The organism is Acidovorax sp. GW821-FHT09B03 (genome assembly GCF_059418305.1).
In genome coordinates, this window is the sequence record NZ_JBWKPP010000005.1 from 131,690 (window position 1) to 148,895 (window position 17,206).

Here is a 17,206-nt window from a genome sequence, read left to right on the forward strand (position 1 = left end):
GCGTTATTCCCTTTTGGAATGCAATCGGCCGCAGGGCGCTGCCGATAATCGATTCCATGGATCGCCTTCTCGGAGTCAAACTGTTCGTGCGCGTGGTCGACCTGGGCTCGTTCAGCAAGGCCGCGGCCGAGATGGGCGTGGGCCAGCCCTCGGCCACCAAGCTCGTGGCCCAGCTCGAAAAGCAGCTGGGCTCGCGCCTGCTGCACCGCAGCACGCGCGGCGTGTCGCCCACCGAGATCGGCCGCCTGTACTACGACAAGTGCAAGCTCATCACCCACCATGTCGAAGAGGCCGAGACCGTGGCCGCGTTGCTGCAGTCGCAAGTGCAGGGCGGGCTGCGCATCAGCACCTCGGTGGCCTTCGGGCGGCGCGTGCTGGTGCCGCTGGTGATGCGTTTCATGCGCGAGAACCCGCGCCTGCAGATCGACCTGGTCTTCGAGGACCGCTATGTGAACCTGGTGGAGCAGGGCATCGACGTGGCCATCCGCATGGGGCGCCTGGCTGATTCGACGCTGGGCGCGCGCTACCTGGGGCTCAACCCCTGGGTGCTGGTGGCCTCGCCCGCTTACCTGGCGCAGCGCGGCATGCCGGCCGCGCCGACCGACCTGGTGCGGCACGATGCCCTCATCTACAGCACCGTGCAGGGCGATGCGCGCTGGCATTTCAGCAACGGCACGGGCGTGGCGCATGCCGTGCCGGTGGCGGGGCCGCTGCGCTCCAACAACCTCTCGGCCCTGCTGGCCGCCGCGCGCGGCGGCATGGGCATCGCGGCGTTGCCGACCTATGTGGCGCAGGGCTCGCTCGATGGCGGTGCCGTCGTTCCCTTGCTGCCTGGCTGGACCCTGCCGCCGCAGGAGATCCACGCCGTCTACCCCTCGCCGCGCATGGTGCCGGCCAAGGTGGTGAGCTTCATCGAATGGCTGCAGCAACAGATGGGCGAGCGCTGGTGGGAAATACAAAGCGGCGATCAAGCACCTTGAAAACACGCTACGCTTGCAGTCCCTTCACCGACAGCCGCTTTCTCGACCATGCGTGAGACCATCCAGACCCTCGAACCTTCCATGATCCGCGAGGTCGCCAATGCCGGCCTGGGCCGCGATGACGTGCTGGCCTTCTGGTTCGGCGAGAGCGACGAGGTCACGCCCGAAGTGGTGCGCAACGCTGCCATCGAATCCCTGCAGCGCGGCGAGACCTTCTACAGCCACAACCTGGGCCTGCCCGCGTTGCGCGAGGCCGTGGCGCGCTACACCAGCACCCTGCACCCGGCGGTGGAAGCGGGCCGCATCGCGATCACCTCGGGCGGCGTGAGCGCGCTGATGCTGGCCGTGCAGACCCTGGTGGATGCGGGCGACGAGGTGGTGGTGGTCACGCCGGTGTGGCCCAACCTGGTGGCGCAGCCGGTGATCCTGGGCGCGCGCGTGCGCACCCTGCCGCTGACTCCCGCCGATGGGCAGTGGACGCTGGACCTGGATGCCCTGTGCCGGGCCGTGACCGCCCAGACCCGGCTGCTCATCCTCAACGCCCCCAACAACCCCACGGGCTGGACGCTCACCCGCGCGGAGCAGCAGCGCATCCTGGACCACTGCCGCAGCACGGGCACCTGGATCCTGGCCGACGAGGTCTACGAGCGCCTGTACTACGAACCCACCGAGAACCGCTGCGCGCCGAGCTTTCTCGACATCGCCAGCGCCGACGACCGGCTGGTGGTGGCGCACAGTTTTTCCAAGAGCTTCCTCATGACCGGCTGGCGTCTGGGCTGGCTGGTGCTGCCGCCCGTGCTGGTGGACGGCATCGCCAAGGTCATCGAGTTCAACACCTCGTGCGCCAGCGTGTTCACCCAGCGCGCCGGCTTGGCCGCGCTGGAGCACAGTGCCGAGATCACGCCGCGCGTGGTGGCCCACCTGCAGACCTGCCGCGACACCCTGGTGCCGCTGCTGGCCCAGCTGCCAGGCGTGAAGGTGGCGGCGGCGCGCGGTGGCATGTACGCCTTCTTCCAGATCGAGGGCGTCACCGATTCACTCGCATTGGCCAAGCGCCTGGTGACCGAGGCCGGCCTGGGCCTGGCGCCGGGCAATGCCTTTGGCGCCGAGGCGCAGGGCTGGCTGCGCTGGTGCTTTGCCTCCCAGGACCCGGCACGCCTGGTCGAAGGTGTGCGCCGCCTGCGCGCCTGGCTGGAGGCCAACCCGGTGCGCTGATCCCGGCTACTGGGCGTCAGCCTGTTGGGACGGATGCGCCTGCTGGAAGGCCGGCAGCGCCTGGCAGCGCCCGTCGATGGCCACGAGCGTGGGGTAGGGCGACAGGTCCACCTCGAAGCGGCGGGCATTGAAGATCTGCGGCACCAGGCAGCAGTCCGCCAGGGTGGGCGTGTCGCCAAAGCAGAACGGCCCGGCGCCGCTGCCGGGGGCCGTGAGTTCGGTCTCCAGCGCCGCAAAGCCCTCGGCGATCCAGTGCTTGATCCAGTCGCTCTTGGCGGCATCGGCCACGCCCAGGGTGCCGCTCAGGTACTTGAGCACGCGCAGGTTGTTGAGCGGGTGGATCTCGCAGGCGACCACCAGCGCGAGCTGGCGCACGCGCGCGCGGTCGGCCGCCGCAGCGGGCAGCAGGGGCGTGCCGGGGTACTGCTCTTCCAGGTATTCGAGGATGGCCAGCGACTGGCTCACGCGCATGCCGTCCTCGCCGAACACGGGCACCAGGCCCTGTGGGTTGATGGCCTTGTACTCGGGCTTCAGGTGCTCGCCCCCGTCGCGCACCAGGTGCACGGGGATCTGGGTGGCCGTGAGGCCCTTGAGGTTGAGCGCGATGCGCACCCGGTAGGCGGCCGAGCTGCGGAAATAGGTGTAGAGAATGCGGTCCATGGGCGGAATGATAGGCCTTAGCTGAGCGCCAGATACACCCGGCCGCCGTCAATGCGCACCGGGTAAGTGCGCACTGCATCGGTCACGGGCTGGCAGGTGGGCGCGCCGCTGCGCACGTCGAACTTGCCCTGGTGCAGCGGGCATTCGATCTCGTGTCCGTCCAGAAAGCCGTCGCATAGCCGGGCATGGCCATGGGTGCACAGGTTGTCGGTGGCGTAGACGGTGCCCTCCACGCCGTAGAGCGCGATGTCGCGACCGTCCACGGCCAGGGCTATCACGTCGTCCTGCGGCACGTCGTCGAAGGCGGCCGCATCGGTCCATTGCAGGGTGGTGGTGTCGGCGCTCATGGTCGGTGTCCTAGATGGGGTAGATGATCGAGTTGGGGATCATTTCGCTGTCGTAGACAACGAGCTTCTTCGCAAACTTCAGGCCTTCGGGCGTGCGCACCACCTCGTCGATGTAGCGGCCCGTGTTGAATACCGTGGACACCTGCGAGAGCTTGGTGCGCAGCACGGCGTAGTTGGCTTCGCAGTGGATGCGCTCACCCTCCACCTTGCGCACCACGGGTGCACCGATGATGTGGCGCTGGTAGTAGGGGTCGTGGAACAGGGTCTCCTTGATGCCATAGACCCGGTCGCGCAGCATGCCCTTGCTCTCGAAGGACAGCGTGGCCAGCGGAAAGCCGCGCTCATGGTTTTCGCGCGGCTGCAGGCGGTAGCTGCAGTCGTCGGTGAAGAAGCCGGGCCACAGGTCCCAGTCGCCCGAGTCGACGGCGCTCGCGTAGTCGGCATAGAGCTGGGTCAGGGCGTAGTAGGTGGTGAAGTCCATCTCAGTCCTCCATCACTTCGCGCCAATACTGGTACATGCCGCGGATCAGCGTCTCGGTGACCATGTGGTCGGTGTCGCCCACCTCGCGCCCGCCCAGTTCGGCCAGCGCGCGGTGAAAAGGCTTTTGCTCGAAGCCCTGCTGCGAGAACTCGATCACCTCGCCATCGTCGGCCGATACGAAACCCGCCGGGCCGAACAGGTTGGCCTGGCGCAGCCGGCGCTGGGTCATCTCCTCGGTGTCGTCCGCGAAGCCGAAATGCGTCCACACGAAGTCGAAAGCGCCATGGCCTGCGGGCTGGATGTGGCGCGTGGAGACGCTGTTGACCTGCTGCTGCAGGATCACGCTGGGGAACAAGGTCATCATCACCGCCGTGGGCCCGCCCCACCAGGGCTCGGGCACGATGTCGAGGAAGCGCGGGTCTTCGAGTTGCATGCTTTCCTTGAAGCTCGACACCTGCGTGACCTGGCCGGCCTTGCCTGCCTGGCCGCGCGTGGACACCATGGCCGCGTGGCGGTGGCGCGCGTCCATTTTCAACTCGCTCTTGTTGTCCGCACGCCAGAGCCCGAAGGTCACGAACCAGGTGTGCAGCAGCCCGGGGTGGTAAGGATCCTTGATGTTCTCCTGCATCAGCTTCCAGTTGCCCGGAATGCGCTGGCGGCTGTAGCCCAGCAGGGTGAGCTGGCGGCCGTTGAACAGGCGGTCGAAGTAGCCGAGGATCTCGGGGCCGAGGAAATCCTCGAACGGTTCCACGGAGTGGTCGAACGAGGCGAACACCACGCCGCCGCGCGTGGCCACCTTGAGCCGGTTGAGCCCGTGGTCGGCCGGGTTGAAGTCGGCCGGCATGCCGCCGTGGACCTTGCCGTCCTGCTTCAAACCGCGGCGAAACGGCACGCCCTGCAGCTCGCCCTTCAAGGTGTAGTTCCATTGGTGGTAGGGGCAGACCAGCTCCTTGCGGTTGCCCGAGCGCTCGCGGCAGAACTGCATGCCGCGGTGGGCGCAGACGTTCTCGATCACGTTGATGCCGCCCTCGGCATCGCGCACCATGACCACCGAGCGTTCGCCGATCGCCGTGCGCTTGAAGTCGCCCGCGTTGGGGATCTCGGCTTCGAGGCCCACATAGCACCAGTGCTTCTGGTAGAAGAAGCGTTCGAGCTCCTTGCGGTGCAGTTCCTCGTCTGTATAGACCTTGAAGGGCACGCGGCTGGTGCCCGGGCCCTCCCACCGGGCCTGCGCCGGGAAGATGGTGGCGGGTTCGTGGTTCATGCCTGTCTCCTTGCTTGCTTGTTTGTTTCTTATGGGGGTCGCGGGCCAGTGTCAGAGCCGCTCTTCGCGCCACAAGCCCAGGGCCTTCTGCACGGGGCGGTCCGAGTACGAGAAGAGCACGGTGTCGGCCCGGGCGCGCAGGGCCAGGGTGTGCCAGGACGGCACGACGAACACGTCGCGCTCCTCGAAGGGGATGGTCTGGCCCTCGATCTCGGCATCGCCGCCGCCCTCCAGGCACACGTACACCGTGCCATCGGTGCAGCGGCAGGGCCGGGTGGCAAAGCCGGCCGGCAGGCGCTGGGCAAAGGTGCCCAGGGTGGGCATGGGCGATGCGCCGGTGGCCGGGTTCACGAAGCGCTGCTTGAAGCCCAGGTGCGCATCGGGCGTGCCCTGGGCCAGGGTCTGCAGCGCCGCGCGGGTCTGGGCGTAGGGGTAGAAAAAGAGCCGGGTCGGGTCGCCCGGGCGCGGGTTGTCGTCGTCCACGGGCAGCATGTTGGCGCCGTAGCGCGCCAGGGCGTCGCCCTCGGGCCGCTCCACGCCCTGCGAGCGCTCCAGGGACTTTTCGGCAAAGCCCGCATCCAGGAAGCGCACCAGCGGAATATCGAGACCATCGAGCCAGACCACGGGCTCGCTGCCCAGGTTGCCATGGTCATGCCAGGTCCAGGCCGGGGTGATGATGAAGTCGCCGCGGTGCATGGTCACGCGCTCGCCGTTCACTGCCGTGTAGGCGCCTTCACCGTCGAGCACCAGGCGCAGGGCCGACTGGGTGTGGCGGTGCGCGGGCGCCACCTCGCCCGGCAGGATGAGCTGCAGCCCCGCATACAGCGACTGCGTGATGCACGACTGCCCGCGCAGGCCCGGGTTCTCCAGGATCAGCACGCGGCGCTCGGCCTCTTCGGCGCTGATCAGCCGGCCCGCCTCCATCACCTGGTCGCGCACCGCTGCGTAGGACCAGCGGTGCGGTACGGCGGGCGAGCGCGGCCGGGGCGGCACCAGCGCGCCCAGCACCTCCCACAGCGGGGTCATGCTGTCGCCACCGATGCGCTCGTAGTAGGCCTTGCGGGCGGCCAGGGTCTCTGCGGAATGGGTGCGGGGCTGTTCCATGGGGCTTCCTTGTGAGGTCAAGTGCCACTGGCGTAGAAGGCGTCCGCATGGATCTGGCTGGGCAGCACGCCCATGCGGCGCACCAGCAGTGCGGTGGCCTCCACCATCGGTGGTGCGCCGCAGAGGTAGGCGCGAAACCCGGCCAGGCTCTGCCAGTCCTGCGCGATGGCATCGGTGACCAGGCCCGTGCGGCAGCCCGCAGCGCGCCCGGAGGCCAGCACCGTGTGCACGCTGAGGGCAGGGTGCTCGTGCTGCAGCGCGGCCAGCCACTCCATGCCGTAGACGTCGCGTGGCGAGCGCACGCCGAAGTACAGGTGCACCGGGTTGTGCATGCCGGCGGCCAGTGCACCACGCACGATGGACAGGATGGGCGCCAGGCCCGTGCCACCGGCTACGCAGAGCATTGGGCCGGTGTGCTGGCGCCGCAGGTAGGCCGAGCCCAGCGGTCCGCTCACGCGCACCGCATCGCCCACCTTCAGCTCCTGCGCGATGTAGCCCGTCACGCGCCCCTCGGGCACCAGCCGCACATGGAACTCCAGCTCGCCATCACCGGCCAGGCCCGCCATGGAATAGGGGCGCGCATGCGCGGGCGTGAACTGCAGCTGCGCGTACTGGCCCGGCGAAAAGTCCAGGGGCTTGGCTGGCTGCAGCAGCAGGCGCTTGATGTCGTGGGTGGCATCCTCGATGGCGAGCACGGTGGCCTTGAGCGTGCGCGCGGTGTGCACCACCACCTCGTCGGGCTCGGCGATCTCTACCGTGCAGGGCTCGGTCACGAAGGTCTGGCAGGCCAGCACATAGCCGGCATCGCCATCGGTGGCAGCGCCCAGGCGGCGCTGGGCCTCGCGGCCCGATTCGAGCACCTCGCCTTGCACCACCTTGCAGCGGCAGGTGCCGCAGCGCCCTGCCATGCAGCTGTACGACACGGGCACGTCGTTCGCGCGCAGGGCCTCCAGCAGATTCACGCCGGCCGTGGTGTGCAGGGTGCGCCCCAGCGGGCGGACGTGGATTTCCATCGTGCGTTGTCTCTTCTTCGTTCTGGATCGCGGTGCTCCCTGCGGGAGTCATGGCCGCGATGATCCGGGCCCCTTGAAAATCAGTCAACGCGATGGGGTGAATGTTGAATATCATTGAAATCAATATTCATCGGGACAGGCCATGGAGCTCAAGGACATCGATCTCAATTTGCTGGTGGTCTTCAACCAGCTGCTGGCCGAGCGCAAGGTCTCCAAGGTGGCCGAGAACCTGGGCCTGGGCCAGCCCGCGGTGAGCAATGCCCTGGCGCGCCTGCGCCGGCTGTTCGATGACGAGCTGTTCCTGCGCACCGCCAACGGCATGCAGCCCACGCCGTTCGCCGAGCAACTGGCCGAGTCGGTGGGCTATGCGCTGGGCATGATCCATGGCGCGGTGAATGCGCGCAACGCCTTCGATCCCGCCAGCAGCCAGCGCAGCTTCACGGTGGGCATGACCGACATCGGGGAGATCTATTTCCTGCCGCAGCTCATGCAGCGCATCGGCGAGCTGGCGCCGGGCGTGGCCATCAGCACCGTGCGCAACACCGCGGTCAACCTCAAGGACGCGATGGAGGCCGGCCAGGTGGACCTGGCCATTGGCCTGTTGCCGCAGCTCAAGGCCGGTTTCTTCCAGCGCCGGTTGTTCGAGCAGGACTATGTGGTGCTGCTGCGCCAGGGCCACCGGCTCGCGCAGCGCCGGCAGTTGCGTGCGGTGGACTTCTTTGCGGCCGAGCATGTGGCCGTCGTCTCGGCCGGCACCGGCCACGGCCAGGTCGACGAGATCCTGGACAAGCATTCCCCCGAGCGGCGCGTGAAGCTCAAGGTGCCGCACTTCGTAGCCATCGGCCACATCCTGCAGTCCACCGACCTCATTGCCACCGTGCCCGAGCGCCTGGCCGGGCGCATGGTGGAGCCCTTCGGGCTGGTGGCGCGCCCGCACCCGGTCAAGCTGCCGCGCATCGCCATCAACCTGTTCTGGCACGCCAAGTACCACAAGGACCCGGCCAACCAGTGGCTGCGCACGCTGGTCTTCGACCTGCACTCGGACTATGCGGGCTGGGCGCAGGGGCCGGCGCTTCAGTAGCGGTCGTCCTCGTCGCTGCCATTGCCCCAGGTGCCGACATTGGCCGACTTGAGCAGCGGTGAGGCCTGGCCCGCCATGGCCAGCTCGTCCGCCGCGGCCATGAGCTCGGGGCCGAAGCGGGCCATGCTCTTGGCCGTGAGCCGGGCCGAGGGGCCGGCGATGACCAGCACGCCCGTGGTGGGCTCGCCCTTGCGGCGCACGGGGGCCGCCATGGAACTCATGCCGGGCGCATAACCATCCTGGATCAGGCTGTAGCCGCGCTTGGCATGCGCGCGCAAGGCCGTCTGCAGCGCCTTGAGCGTGGTGGGCGCGTTGGGCCCGAACTGGCGCGGGCTGCCCAGGCCCTGTTTGGACACGCGTGCGGCGGCCTCGTCTTCGGGCAGGGTCATGAGCCAGGCATGGCCTGCGGCGCTGCACGACAGGCGCAGGTCGATGCCCATGTCCGGGTCGTACAGCAGGCCCGACTTGGCGCCCTGGGCCTTGGCCACCAGGGTCAGCCGCTCGCCGTCGACGATGGCCAGGCGCACGAGTTCCTCGGTGGTGCGCGCGAGCCGGTCGATCACGGGCTGGGCGATGTCCACCACGCCCGAGCGGCTCAAAAAACTCAGCCCCATCGAGGCCATCTTGGTGGTGAGCGCGTAGTCGCCCTTGTGCGGCATCTGGCGCACGTAGCCATAGCCGATGAGCTCGTGCAGCGTGCGGTGGCAACCGCTGCGCAGCATATTCAGGTCGGTGGATATGCGCGCCAGCGCCACGCCATCGGGGTGCGCGACCAGGTACTCCAGGATGGCCAGGGATTTTTCGAGCGCTCCGCTCATGGGGTCTCCTTCGGGTGGATGGCCACGATCATACGCAGGCTTTCAGAATTTGAATGAGTTGTAAATGTTGAATGACGTTCAGAAAATGCGAATACCATCCGCCGTCGCACCGCGAAGAACGCCCCGTTGAAGGCGCGCCGCAGCGATCACCTCCCAAGACAGAAAGGAAGAGACAAGCATGACCACATCGAACCTGCGCCGTGCGGCGCTGGCCGCCATCGGCGCCCTGGCCCTTGCCTGCACCGCACCCTCGGCGCTGGCCCAGGACATCAAGGAGCGCAACCTCAAGTTCGCCTTCAGCCTGGCCAAGGACCACCCGCTCGGGCAGGGCGCGCAGAAGTTCGCCGACCTGGTTGCGCAAAAAAGCGGCGGCAAGATCAAGGTCACGCTGTTCGCCAACGCCGTGCTCGGCAGCGACACGCAGAACCTGTCGGCCGTGCGCGGCGGTACGCTCGACTTCGCGTCCATGGCCACGGGCCTGCTCGCGGGCATCGACAAGCAGTTCATGGTGTTCGACTTTCCTTTCCTGTTCGACAGCCCGCAGGAGGCCTATGGCCTGGCCGACGGCCCGGTAGGCACCCGGCTGCAGGCGGGCCTGGCGGCGCACGGCATTGTCGGCATGGGCATCTGGGACCTGGGCTTTCGCAACATGACCAACAGCAAGCGCCCCATCGCGCGGCACGAGGACCTGCAGGGCCTCAAGCTGCGCGTGATCGCCTCGCCCATCTACCTGGACATGTTCAACACCCTAGGCGCCAACCCCGTGCCCATGACCTTCGGCGAGGTCTACGGCGCGCTGGAGTCCAAGGCCATCGACGGCCAGGACAACCCGGTGGGCGTGATCGAGTCGGCCAAGTTCGCCGAGGTGCAGAAGTACCTCTCGCTCACGCGCCACGTCTATACCGGCATGCCCGTGCTCATGAGCAAGAAGACCTGGGACGGCATGTCCGAAGCCGAGCGCAAGCTCATCACCGACGCCGCCAACGAGGCGAAACAGGAGGAGCGCCGCATCGCCCAGGCCAAGGAGGCCGAGTCCATCACCAACCTGCGCAAGACCATGCAGGTCAACGATGTGGCGCCAGCCGAGCTCGCGCGCTTGCGCCAGAAGGTGCAGCCCGTGGTCGACAAGTTCGCCAAGGAAGTTGGCGAGCCGCTGATGACCCAGGTCAACGCCGAGCTCGCGCGCATGCGCGGCGCCGGCAACAAGTGAGGGCCGGCCATGGCACTGTTGGGGCAGGCCGCCCTGGCCATGTGGTGGGACATCGCGCCCGAGCGGCGTGCCGAGTTCGAGGACTGGCACACGCATGAACACTTCCCTGAGCGCATGGGCATCCCCGGCTTCCACCGGGGCTCGCGCTGGTCCGCGGTGGATGGCGGCGAGGGTTTTTTTGTGCTGTACGAGCTGGCGGCGTACGAGACCTTGTTCTGTGATGCCTACCTGGAGCGCCTGAACGCGCCCTCGCCCTGGTCCACGCAGATGATGCCGCACCACCGCCACATGGTGCGCAGCCAGTGCCGCGTGCTGGAAAGCCGCGGCGGCGCGCTGTCACGGTATGCGCTCACGCTGCGGCTGTCGCCGGCCGAAGGTGCTACGGATCGCCTGCGCGGCCATCTGGGTGGGCTCGCGGGGTTGCTGGTGTCGCGCCCCGGCACCACTGCGGGCCACCTGCTGCGGAACCAGACCCCGCAGATCGCGGCCACCACCGAGCAGCAGATCCGCGGCGGCCCCGATCCGGCAGCCGACTGGGTCTTCATCGCCTGCGGGTACGACCGGGCGGCGCTGCAAGCGCTGGCAGGCACTGGGCTGTCGGAGGCTGCGCTGGTGGCCGCCGGCGCGCAGGCCGGCGCGCTGCGCGGCCTCTATGCACTGGCGCACTCCAACACGGCGCAGGACCTGGGTTAGCGGCCCCGCAGCGCGCGGAGGTCAGACGATGCGCAGCTTCAGGTTGGGGAAACGGTCGATGTGGATCTCGATCTCGTCGCCCTTGACCACCGGGCCCACGTTCTCGGGCGTGCCCGAGTAGATGATGTCGCCGGGCTTGAGCTCGAAGGCGCGTGACAGGCGGCTGATCTGCTCGGCCACCGACCAGATCATGTGCTGCAGCGTGGCGTTCTGCTTGGTGGTGCCGTTGACCTTGAGCCAGATGTCGCCATCTTTGATGTGGCCCACCTGGCTCACGGGATACAGCGGCCCCACGGGCGCGGACTGGTCGAACGCCTTGCCGATCTCCCAGGGCTTCTTCTGGTCACCCATCTCGCGCTGCAGGTCGCGGCGTGTCATGTCCAGGCCCAGCGAGTAGCCGAACACATGGTCCAGTGCCTTCTCGACCGGGATGTCGCGCCCGCCTTTCGAGAGGGCCACGACCAGCTCCACCTCGTAGTGGTAGTTCTTGGTGAGCGTGGGGTAGGCATGGTCGGCCACCACGCCGGGCTGCACGAACTGGATCGCGTCGGCCGGCTTCTGGAAGAAGAAGGGTGGTTCGCGCGTCGGGTCCGAGCCCATCTCGCGCGCATGGGCCGCGTAGTTGCGGCCGATGCAGTACACGCGGCGCACGGGAAACACCTGGTCGCTGCCCACGATGGGAATCGTGGTCTGCGGCAGGTCGAAGGGGGTGGCGGCCGCTTTGCTGGCGCCTGCGGGCAGGGCGCAGCCGGCGACCGCGCCGGTGGCGAGGAGGGTGGAGTGGGTCAAGATGTTGCGTCGGGGTTGGTCCATGGGCTTTGTCTCCTGTGGCTGTTGTCGTGTGCACAGCGATTGTTGGTGCCTGCGACCGCCGCAACTTGCACGCAGCTACGCCGAAACTGGACACAGCCGCACACCACGGTGTGGCCGCTACCATTGGCGCATGCCCTCGCCGCCCCGACCGAACGCTCATGCCCGCCTGTACGGCATGCAGGAGCGCGCCGAGCACCTGGACTTCGACATCCGCTTCCAGGGCGCGCGCGACGTGCTCAGCCGCCCTCACCGGCACGAGTATTTCCAGATCCAGGTGAGCCTGGAAGGCGGCGACCGGCAGGTGGTGGGCACGGCCACACGGCCCTTCGGCGCGGGCACGCTGAGCTTCGTGCTGCCCTACCGCATGCACGTGGTACCGCACCCCGTGGGCGCGCGCTATGCCATCATCAACTTCGACCAGCGCTTTCTCTGGCCCGAGCTCGACGTGCTCGCGCTCGACCTGGAGGACGTGGGCATGGCCCAGCACCCGGAGCTCGCGCCCTTCCTGTTCCAGGAGCAGCTGGACTTCGTGTTCGGCCCCGAGGACTTCGCGCAGATCCGCCAGTGGCTCGATGCCCTGGTGGCGCACAACCAGCCGCGCACGCTGGGCTCGGCGGCCAGCATCCGCGGCATCCTGCTGCAGCTGCTGGGCCTGGCTTGCACGCGCTTTGCCGCCGACCTGCACGCCCAGGCCGCGCGCCACCACCGGCAGGGCGGGGTGCACCACGATGCGCTGCAGCGCGCGCTGCGCCACCTGCGTGAGCATTCGCACGAGGACCTTTCGCTCACCAACACGGCCACGGCCGTGGCGCTGTCGCCCAATTACCTCGCGCACTTGCTCAAGAAGCAGACCGGGCGCACCTTCACCGAGCTGCTCACCGAGCGGCGCCTGGAGCATGCGCGCGAGCTGCTGGCCGGCTCCGACACGCTGATCCGCGAGATCGCGCACCAGAGCGGCTTCCATGACGAGGCCTATTTCAGCCGCCGCTTCCGGCAGGACGTGGGCTTGACCCCGCGCCAGTTCCGCCAGCAGGCCCGCAGTCGGGGGTGAGCCTCAGGCGGGCAGGGGGTGGCCCGTGCGTTCACCCAGGGCCTGCAGCTCGGCGCGCAAACCCGCAGGCAGTGGAATGCCATCACGGCTGCGCTGCTGCTCGCACATGGCCTGGCGCTGGCCCGGGTAGCGCGCGTTCAGTCCGGCGGCCTGCAGGTAGGTCTGCAGCCAGGCGGACACGCTGGCATCGAAGGCCTCGCGCCCGGTGGTCAGTGCCGGGTTGATCACCAGGGCGAAGGCGCTGGCGTTGGCAGCGGACCCTGCCGTGCCGGTGGCCGCACCCGGCGCCGACGCGATACCGCCCATGCTCGCTGCCAGGCACTCCACCAGCATGGCCAGGCCCAGGCCCTTATGGCCGGCAATCGGCTGCATGGCGCCTTGCATCGTCGCCCCGCTGTCGCACCCGTTGGCCCGGCGCCGGCGCTGCGCGTTCGAGGACACGCTGGGCTTCGACCAGGTGGGCCTGCCGGCATCGACGGCGGTGCACACCATGCTGGCGCGGGCCGCGGCCATCATCGGGCGGCCCATCAACTACCGGGCGGTGGTCAGCACCTTCGATGCCTCGATGCGCTGCGTGCGCGCCGGCCTGGGCATCGCGGTGGTGCCGCGCGAGGTGGCCGAACCGGTGGCCGCCAGCCTGGGCATCCGCGTGCTGCCGCTCACGGACGACTGGGCCCAGCGGCGCTTCGCCATCTGCTTCAACGATGAAAAGCGGCTCTCACCGGCCGCGCGCATGCTGGTGGAGCACCTGCACCAGGTGGCCCTGGACGAGGCTCAGGCCGCGGGATAAATGCTGCGCACCCGGCCGAAGAGGCGCACCAGGCCCAGCAGGGCATCGATGTTCGGCGAAGGCTCGCCCACGCGGCGGCCGATCTCCTGCACCGCCGCCACGATGGCGTCGATCTCCAGCGCGCGGCCGGCCTCCGCGTCCTGCAGCATCGAGGTCTTGAACGCGCCGAGCTTGCGCGTCACGGCGTGGCGCTCCTCGGGGCTCTGTGCGATCGGGCAGCCGATGTGTGCGCCGATGCGCCCGGCCTCCTGCATGGCGGCGGTGCAGAAGCCGCGCACCAGCTCGTCGTCGAGCAGGCGGTCCACGGTGGCCCCGGTGATGGCCGAGACCGGGTTCATGGTCATGTTGCCCCACAGCTTGTACCAGATGTCGTAGCGCACATCGGCCGAGTGCGTGGCCTCGAAGCCGGCGTGGTTCAGCAGGTCCGCCAGGCGCTGCACGCGCTCCCTGCGGCCGCCACCGGGCTCGCCGATGACCAGGCCGCGCCCCATGCGGTGCTGCACCAGCCCGGGTTCGGGCGTGGAAGTGGCGGCATGCACCACGCAGCCCACCACGTGGTGCAAAGGGATGGCGCTGGCGATGCGGCCGCCCGGGTCCACGCTGGCCAGCGGCTCGCCGCCCCAGCCCGGCAGGCCCTGGCAGAACCACCAGGGCACGCCGTTCATGGCGGGCAGCACCAGCGTCTCGGGCCCCAGCAGCGGGGCGATGCCCTGCGCCACGCCCGCCAGTGCCGGGCCCTTGACGGCGATGACCACCAGGTCCTGCACGCCCAGGTCCGCCGGCCGGTCCGTGGCGTGCGCTGGCGCCTGCACCAGCCCGTCCGCGGTCTGCAGGCGCCAGCCGTGGTGGTTGAGCGCGGCCAGCGTGGCGCCGCGCGCCACGGCACTCACCTGGGCACCGCCGGCCGCCGCCAGCCTGGTGCCGATGAATCCGCCGATGGCGCCCGCGCCGATGATGCAGACCTTCATGGATGTTGCCTCTGTAGTGGATGAGGCGCGCGAGTCTGCCCGGCTTTGTGGCGCCACACAATCAATCCTTTCTGATCGATTGATTAGCGCAGCTCAACAGTGGCCTACCCCTTGGCCATCTGCGCCAGCATCAGGTCCAGGTTCTGCACGGCCGCACCCGAGGCGCCCTTGCCCAGGTTGTCGAACACCGCGGCCAGCAGCATCTGGCCGTGCTGCTGGTTGGCGAACACGGACAGGCGCAGCTGGTTGCTGCCGTTCAGCGCCTCCGGGTCCAGGTGCTCGGTGGACTCGGCCTCGGCCAGCCCCGTCACCTCCACATGGCGCTGGCCTGCATAGTGCTGCGCCAGGGCCTGGTGGATCTTCTCGGCGCTGGTGCCTGCGGGCAGGCTGCGCAGTTGCAGGGGAATGGTCAGCACGATGCCCTGGCGGAAGGCGCCATAGGCCGGCAGGAAGAAGGGGCGCGCCGACAGGCCGGCGTAGCGCTCGATCTCGGGCGTGTGCTTGTGCGCCAGGCGCAGGCCATAGACCTGGAAGGCGGGCGCCTTTGCTCCTGGGGCCTCGTGCTCCTGCACGCGGGCCCGCCCGCCGCCGGAATAGCCCGACACGGCATGGATCGCCAGGGGGTGGTCCGCGGGCACCAGGCCGGCCTGCACCAGCGGGCGCAGCAGCGCGATGGCGCCCGTGGGGTAACAGCCGGGGTTGGTCACGCGCTTTGCACTGGCGATGCGCTCGGCCTGGCCGGCGTCCATCTCGGGAAAGCCGTAGACCCAGCCGGCATCGGTGCGGTGTGCCGAACTCGCGTCGATCACGCGCACGGCTGGGTTGGTAACCGAGGCGGCAGCCTCGCGCGCCGGGCCGTCGGGCAGGCACAGCACGGCGATGTCGCTGGCGTTGATGGCCTCGGCGCGGCGCGCGGGGTCCTTGCGGTCCTGCTCGGGCAGGGTCAACAGGCGCAGGTCGGTGCGGCCGTGCAGGCGTTCGTGGATCTGCAGGCCGGTGGTGCCCTGGTCGCCATCGATGAAGACGAGGGGTGCGTTGCTGTTCATGCGGGATGCTCCTGGTGCGTGCCAAATGGGGGATGCGCAATCTTCAGGCGCTGCATAGAATTTGAAAAGTTGAATTTCACAAACATATGGATCAGGATTTCTGAACGACATGCGTGAACTGAACCTGGACCGATTGCGCACCCTGGTCACCATCGCCGACCTGGGATCGTTTGCCGAGGCCGCGCGCGTGCTGCACCTGGCGGCCCCCACAGTGAGCCTGCACATGGCCGACCTGGAGGCGCAGGTGGGCGCGCCGCTGCTGCTGCGCAAGCGCGGCGAGGTGCGCGCCACCGGCGTGGGCGAGGCCCTGGTCGAGCGCGCCCGGCGCCTGCTGGCCGATGCCGATGAAACCCTGGCCCTGGTGCAGCGCCAGGTGCAGGGCCTGGCGGGCCGGGTGCGGCTCGGGGCCTCCACCGGCGCCATCGCCCACCTGCTGCCGCAGGCGCTGGAGGTGCTGGGCCGGGAGCACCCGGACATCGACGTGCAGGTGGCGGTGCTGACCTCGCAGGACACCATGGTCCGCCTGGCCGGTGGCACGCTCGATGTGGGCCTGGTGGCGCTGCCCCAGCCCACCGTGCAGGGGGTGCAGGTGGAGCCCTGGCGGCGCGACCCGGTCATGGCCTTCGTGCCCGCCAAGTGGCAGGCGCCGACGCGCGCCACGCCGCACTGGCTGGCGGGCCAGCCGCTGATCCTCAACGACGAAGGCACCAGCCTCTCGCGCCTGACGGGTGAGTGGTTCGCGCTGGCCGGCGAGCAGCCCAGGGCGCGCATCCAGCTCAACTACAACGACGCGATCAAGAGCCTGGTGGCCGCCGGCTATGGCGCCACGCTGCTGCCGCACGAGGCGGCAGCCAGCACGCCACCGGACCCGCGCATCAGCATGCTGGCGCTGCGCCCTGCGCTCTGGCGCCCCCTGGGGCTGGCCCACCGTGCCGGCATGTTGGAGAAGGCCACGCAGCATGTGCTGGACGTGCTGAGGCAGCAGCGCCAGGTGTGATCGCAAGGGATGGAGACAGGCAAGAAAAAAGCCCGGGCAATGCATCTGCATCGCCTGGGCTTTTGATCAGAAACCTGAAACGACTGCTCCGGGAACACCCGTTGCAGGCCTCTTCTTTTTTCTCTGCGCCCCATGCGGCCGGGGGCTGCACGGTGCGCAGGGATGGGGCCGATCAGGCCGTTGCGTCCTTGAGCTTCTTGAGCGCGCGGGTCTTGATCTTCACGCTGGCGGGCTTGGCGGGGAACCAGCGCTCGGCACCGGTGAACGGGTCCTTGCCGAAGCGCTTCTTCTTGGCCGCCACTTGCTGCAGGCCGATCTTCAGCACGCCAGGCAGCGTGAATTCGCCGGAGCCCTTCTTGTGCACGGAGCCCAGGATGGCGGCTTCGAGCGCTGCCAGCACGGCCTTGGCGGCCTTGGGGTCCACGCCCGACTGCTCGGCCAGGTGGGCCACCAGGGTCGTCTTGTTGAAGGCGGCCTTGATGGGCTTGAGCGCTGCAGGCGTTGCCGCTGCGGCGGGTGCAGCCTTTTTCGCTGCAGGTGCTGCGGCCTTCTTGGCAGCAGGCGCTGCCTTCTTGGCGACAGGTGCCGCGGCCTTCTTGGCCACGGGTGCTGCAGCCTTCTTCGCTGCGGGTGCTGCCTTGGGTGCAGCGGTGGTTTTCTTTGCAGTTGCCATGA

General features: G+C 68.7%; 18 protein-coding genes and 2 pseudogenes. 8 read left to right on the top strand and 12 right to left on the bottom strand.

Annotated features, from left to right (window positions below; genetic code table 11):
• The first annotated feature begins 56 nt into the window (after positions 1-56).
• Positions 57-980 (top strand): LysR family transcriptional regulator, encoded by a 924-nt coding sequence (locus tag AC07PA_RS11600; protein ID WP_494605491.1) that lies wholly within the window; start codon positions 57-59, stop codon positions 978-980.
• Between the two features lie 30 nt (positions 981-1,010).
• Positions 1,011-2,195, top strand: a pseudogene (locus AC07PA_RS11605) (pyridoxal phosphate-dependent aminotransferase); the annotation flags it as partial.
• 6 nt (positions 2,196-2,201) lie between these two features.
• Here the strand turns inward: AC07PA_RS11605 and maiA are convergent.
• Genes maiA through AC07PA_RS11635 form a run of 6 tightly spaced genes read right to left on the bottom strand, consistent with a single transcriptional unit; the run spans position 2,202 to position 7,064 of the window.
• Positions 2,202-2,855: a maleylacetoacetate isomerase gene (gene maiA, locus AC07PA_RS11610; RefSeq protein WP_007855064.1), complete on the bottom strand. Its 654-nt coding sequence runs from the start codon at positions 2,853-2,855 to the stop codon at positions 2,202-2,204.
• Between the two features lie 17 nt (positions 2,856-2,872).
• Complete coding sequence (locus AC07PA_RS11615; protein WP_494605493.1) at positions 2,873-3,202, bottom strand: non-heme iron oxygenase ferredoxin subunit; 330 nt, start codon at positions 3,200-3,202, stop codon at positions 2,873-2,875.
• A gap of 10 nt (positions 3,203-3,212) precedes the next feature.
• Positions 3,213-3,683, bottom strand: a complete 471-nt coding sequence (locus tag AC07PA_RS11620) for an aromatic-ring-hydroxylating dioxygenase subunit beta (RefSeq protein WP_494605495.1) — start codon at positions 3,681-3,683, stop codon at positions 3,213-3,215.
• A 1-nt stretch (position 3,684) separates the two neighbouring features.
• Entirely contained in the window at positions 3,685-4,947 is a 1,263-nt protein-coding gene (locus AC07PA_RS11625; protein ID WP_494605497.1) for an aromatic ring-hydroxylating dioxygenase subunit alpha, read from the bottom strand.
• 51 nt (positions 4,948-4,998) lie between these two features.
• Positions 4,999-6,051: a gentisate 1,2-dioxygenase gene (gene gtdA / locus AC07PA_RS11630; protein ID WP_494605499.1), complete on the bottom strand. Its 1,053-nt coding sequence runs from the start codon at positions 6,049-6,051 to the stop codon at positions 4,999-5,001.
• A gap of 17 nt (positions 6,052-6,068) precedes the next feature.
• Positions 6,069-7,064, bottom strand: coding sequence for a 2Fe-2S iron-sulfur cluster-binding protein (locus tag AC07PA_RS11635; RefSeq protein WP_494605501.1), 996 nt, complete (start codon positions 7,062-7,064; stop codon positions 6,069-6,071).
• 142 nt (positions 7,065-7,206) lie between these two features.
• Between AC07PA_RS11635 and AC07PA_RS11640 the strand changes: the two genes are divergently transcribed.
• Positions 7,207-8,145 (top strand): LysR family transcriptional regulator, encoded by a 939-nt coding sequence (locus AC07PA_RS11640; protein WP_494605503.1) that lies wholly within the window; start codon positions 7,207-7,209, stop codon positions 8,143-8,145.
• Here the strand turns inward: AC07PA_RS11640 and AC07PA_RS11645 are convergent.
• Positions 8,139-8,963, bottom strand: a complete 825-nt coding sequence (locus tag AC07PA_RS11645) for an IclR family transcriptional regulator (protein ID WP_494605505.1) — start codon at positions 8,961-8,963, stop codon at positions 8,139-8,141. The genes AC07PA_RS11640 and AC07PA_RS11645 overlap by 7 nt on opposite strands.
• A gap of 178 nt (positions 8,964-9,141) precedes the next feature.
• Here AC07PA_RS11645 and AC07PA_RS11650 point away from each other — a divergent pair, with 178 nt between their 5' ends.
• Both AC07PA_RS11650 and AC07PA_RS11655 read left to right on the top strand, forming a co-directional pair.
• Positions 9,142-10,173 carry a TRAP transporter substrate-binding protein gene (locus AC07PA_RS11650; protein ID WP_494605507.1) on the top strand — a complete coding sequence of 344 codons (1,032 nt, stop codon included), beginning with the start codon at positions 9,142-9,144 and terminating at the stop codon, positions 10,171-10,173.
• A 9-nt stretch (positions 10,174-10,182) separates the two neighbouring features.
• Entirely contained in the window at positions 10,183-10,866 is a 684-nt protein-coding gene (locus AC07PA_RS11655) for a hypothetical protein (RefSeq protein ID WP_494605509.1), read from the top strand.
• 21 nt (positions 10,867-10,887) lie between these two features.
• Here the strand turns inward: AC07PA_RS11655 and AC07PA_RS11660 are convergent, their stop codons facing one another.
• Positions 10,888-11,679, bottom strand: coding sequence for a fumarylacetoacetate hydrolase family protein (locus AC07PA_RS11660; protein ID WP_494605511.1), 792 nt, complete (start codon positions 11,677-11,679; stop codon positions 10,888-10,890).
• A gap of 130 nt (positions 11,680-11,809) precedes the next feature.
• Between AC07PA_RS11660 and AC07PA_RS11665 the strand changes: the two genes are divergently transcribed.
• Complete coding sequence (locus tag AC07PA_RS11665; protein ID WP_494605513.1) at positions 11,810-12,730, top strand: helix-turn-helix transcriptional regulator; 921 nt, start codon at positions 11,810-11,812, stop codon at positions 12,728-12,730.
• A gap of 3 nt (positions 12,731-12,733) precedes the next feature.
• Here the strand turns inward: AC07PA_RS11665 and AC07PA_RS11670 are convergent, their stop codons facing one another.
• A complete protein-coding gene (locus AC07PA_RS11670) occupies positions 12,734-13,102 on the bottom strand; it encodes an Ldh family oxidoreductase (protein ID WP_494605515.1) in 369 nt (122 codons plus the stop codon).
• Between the two features lie 13 nt (positions 13,103-13,115).
• Here AC07PA_RS11670 and AC07PA_RS11675 point away from each other — a divergent pair.
• Positions 13,116-13,520: pseudogene (locus AC07PA_RS11675) on the top strand (LysR substrate-binding domain-containing protein); the annotation flags it as partial.
• On the opposite strand, the gene AC07PA_RS11680 reads toward AC07PA_RS11675, so the two are convergent.
• Both AC07PA_RS11680 and argC read right to left on the bottom strand, forming a co-directional pair.
• Positions 13,505-14,488, bottom strand: coding sequence for a 2-dehydropantoate 2-reductase (locus AC07PA_RS11680; RefSeq protein WP_007855098.1), 984 nt, complete (start codon positions 14,486-14,488; stop codon positions 13,505-13,507). The pseudogene AC07PA_RS11675 and the gene AC07PA_RS11680 sit on opposite strands and share 16 nt — an antisense overlap.
• Positions 14,489-14,592: 104 nt before the next feature.
• Complete coding sequence (argC, locus tag AC07PA_RS11685) at positions 14,593-15,534, bottom strand: N-acetyl-gamma-glutamyl-phosphate reductase (protein WP_007855103.1); 942 nt, start codon at positions 15,532-15,534, stop codon at positions 14,593-14,595.
• Positions 15,535-15,643: 109 nt separating this feature from the next.
• Between argC and AC07PA_RS11690 the strand changes: the two genes are divergently transcribed.
• Positions 15,644-16,531: a LysR family transcriptional regulator gene (locus AC07PA_RS11690; RefSeq protein WP_494605518.1), complete on the top strand. Its 888-nt coding sequence runs from the start codon at positions 15,644-15,646 to the stop codon at positions 16,529-16,531.
• A 172-nt stretch (positions 16,532-16,703) separates the two neighbouring features.
• On the opposite strand, the gene AC07PA_RS11695 is transcribed toward AC07PA_RS11690, so the two are convergent.
• Complete coding sequence (locus AC07PA_RS11695; protein WP_035206192.1) at positions 16,704-17,204, bottom strand: HU family DNA-binding protein; 501 nt, start codon at positions 17,202-17,204, stop codon at positions 16,704-16,706.
• Positions 17,205-17,206: the final 2 nt, after the last annotated feature.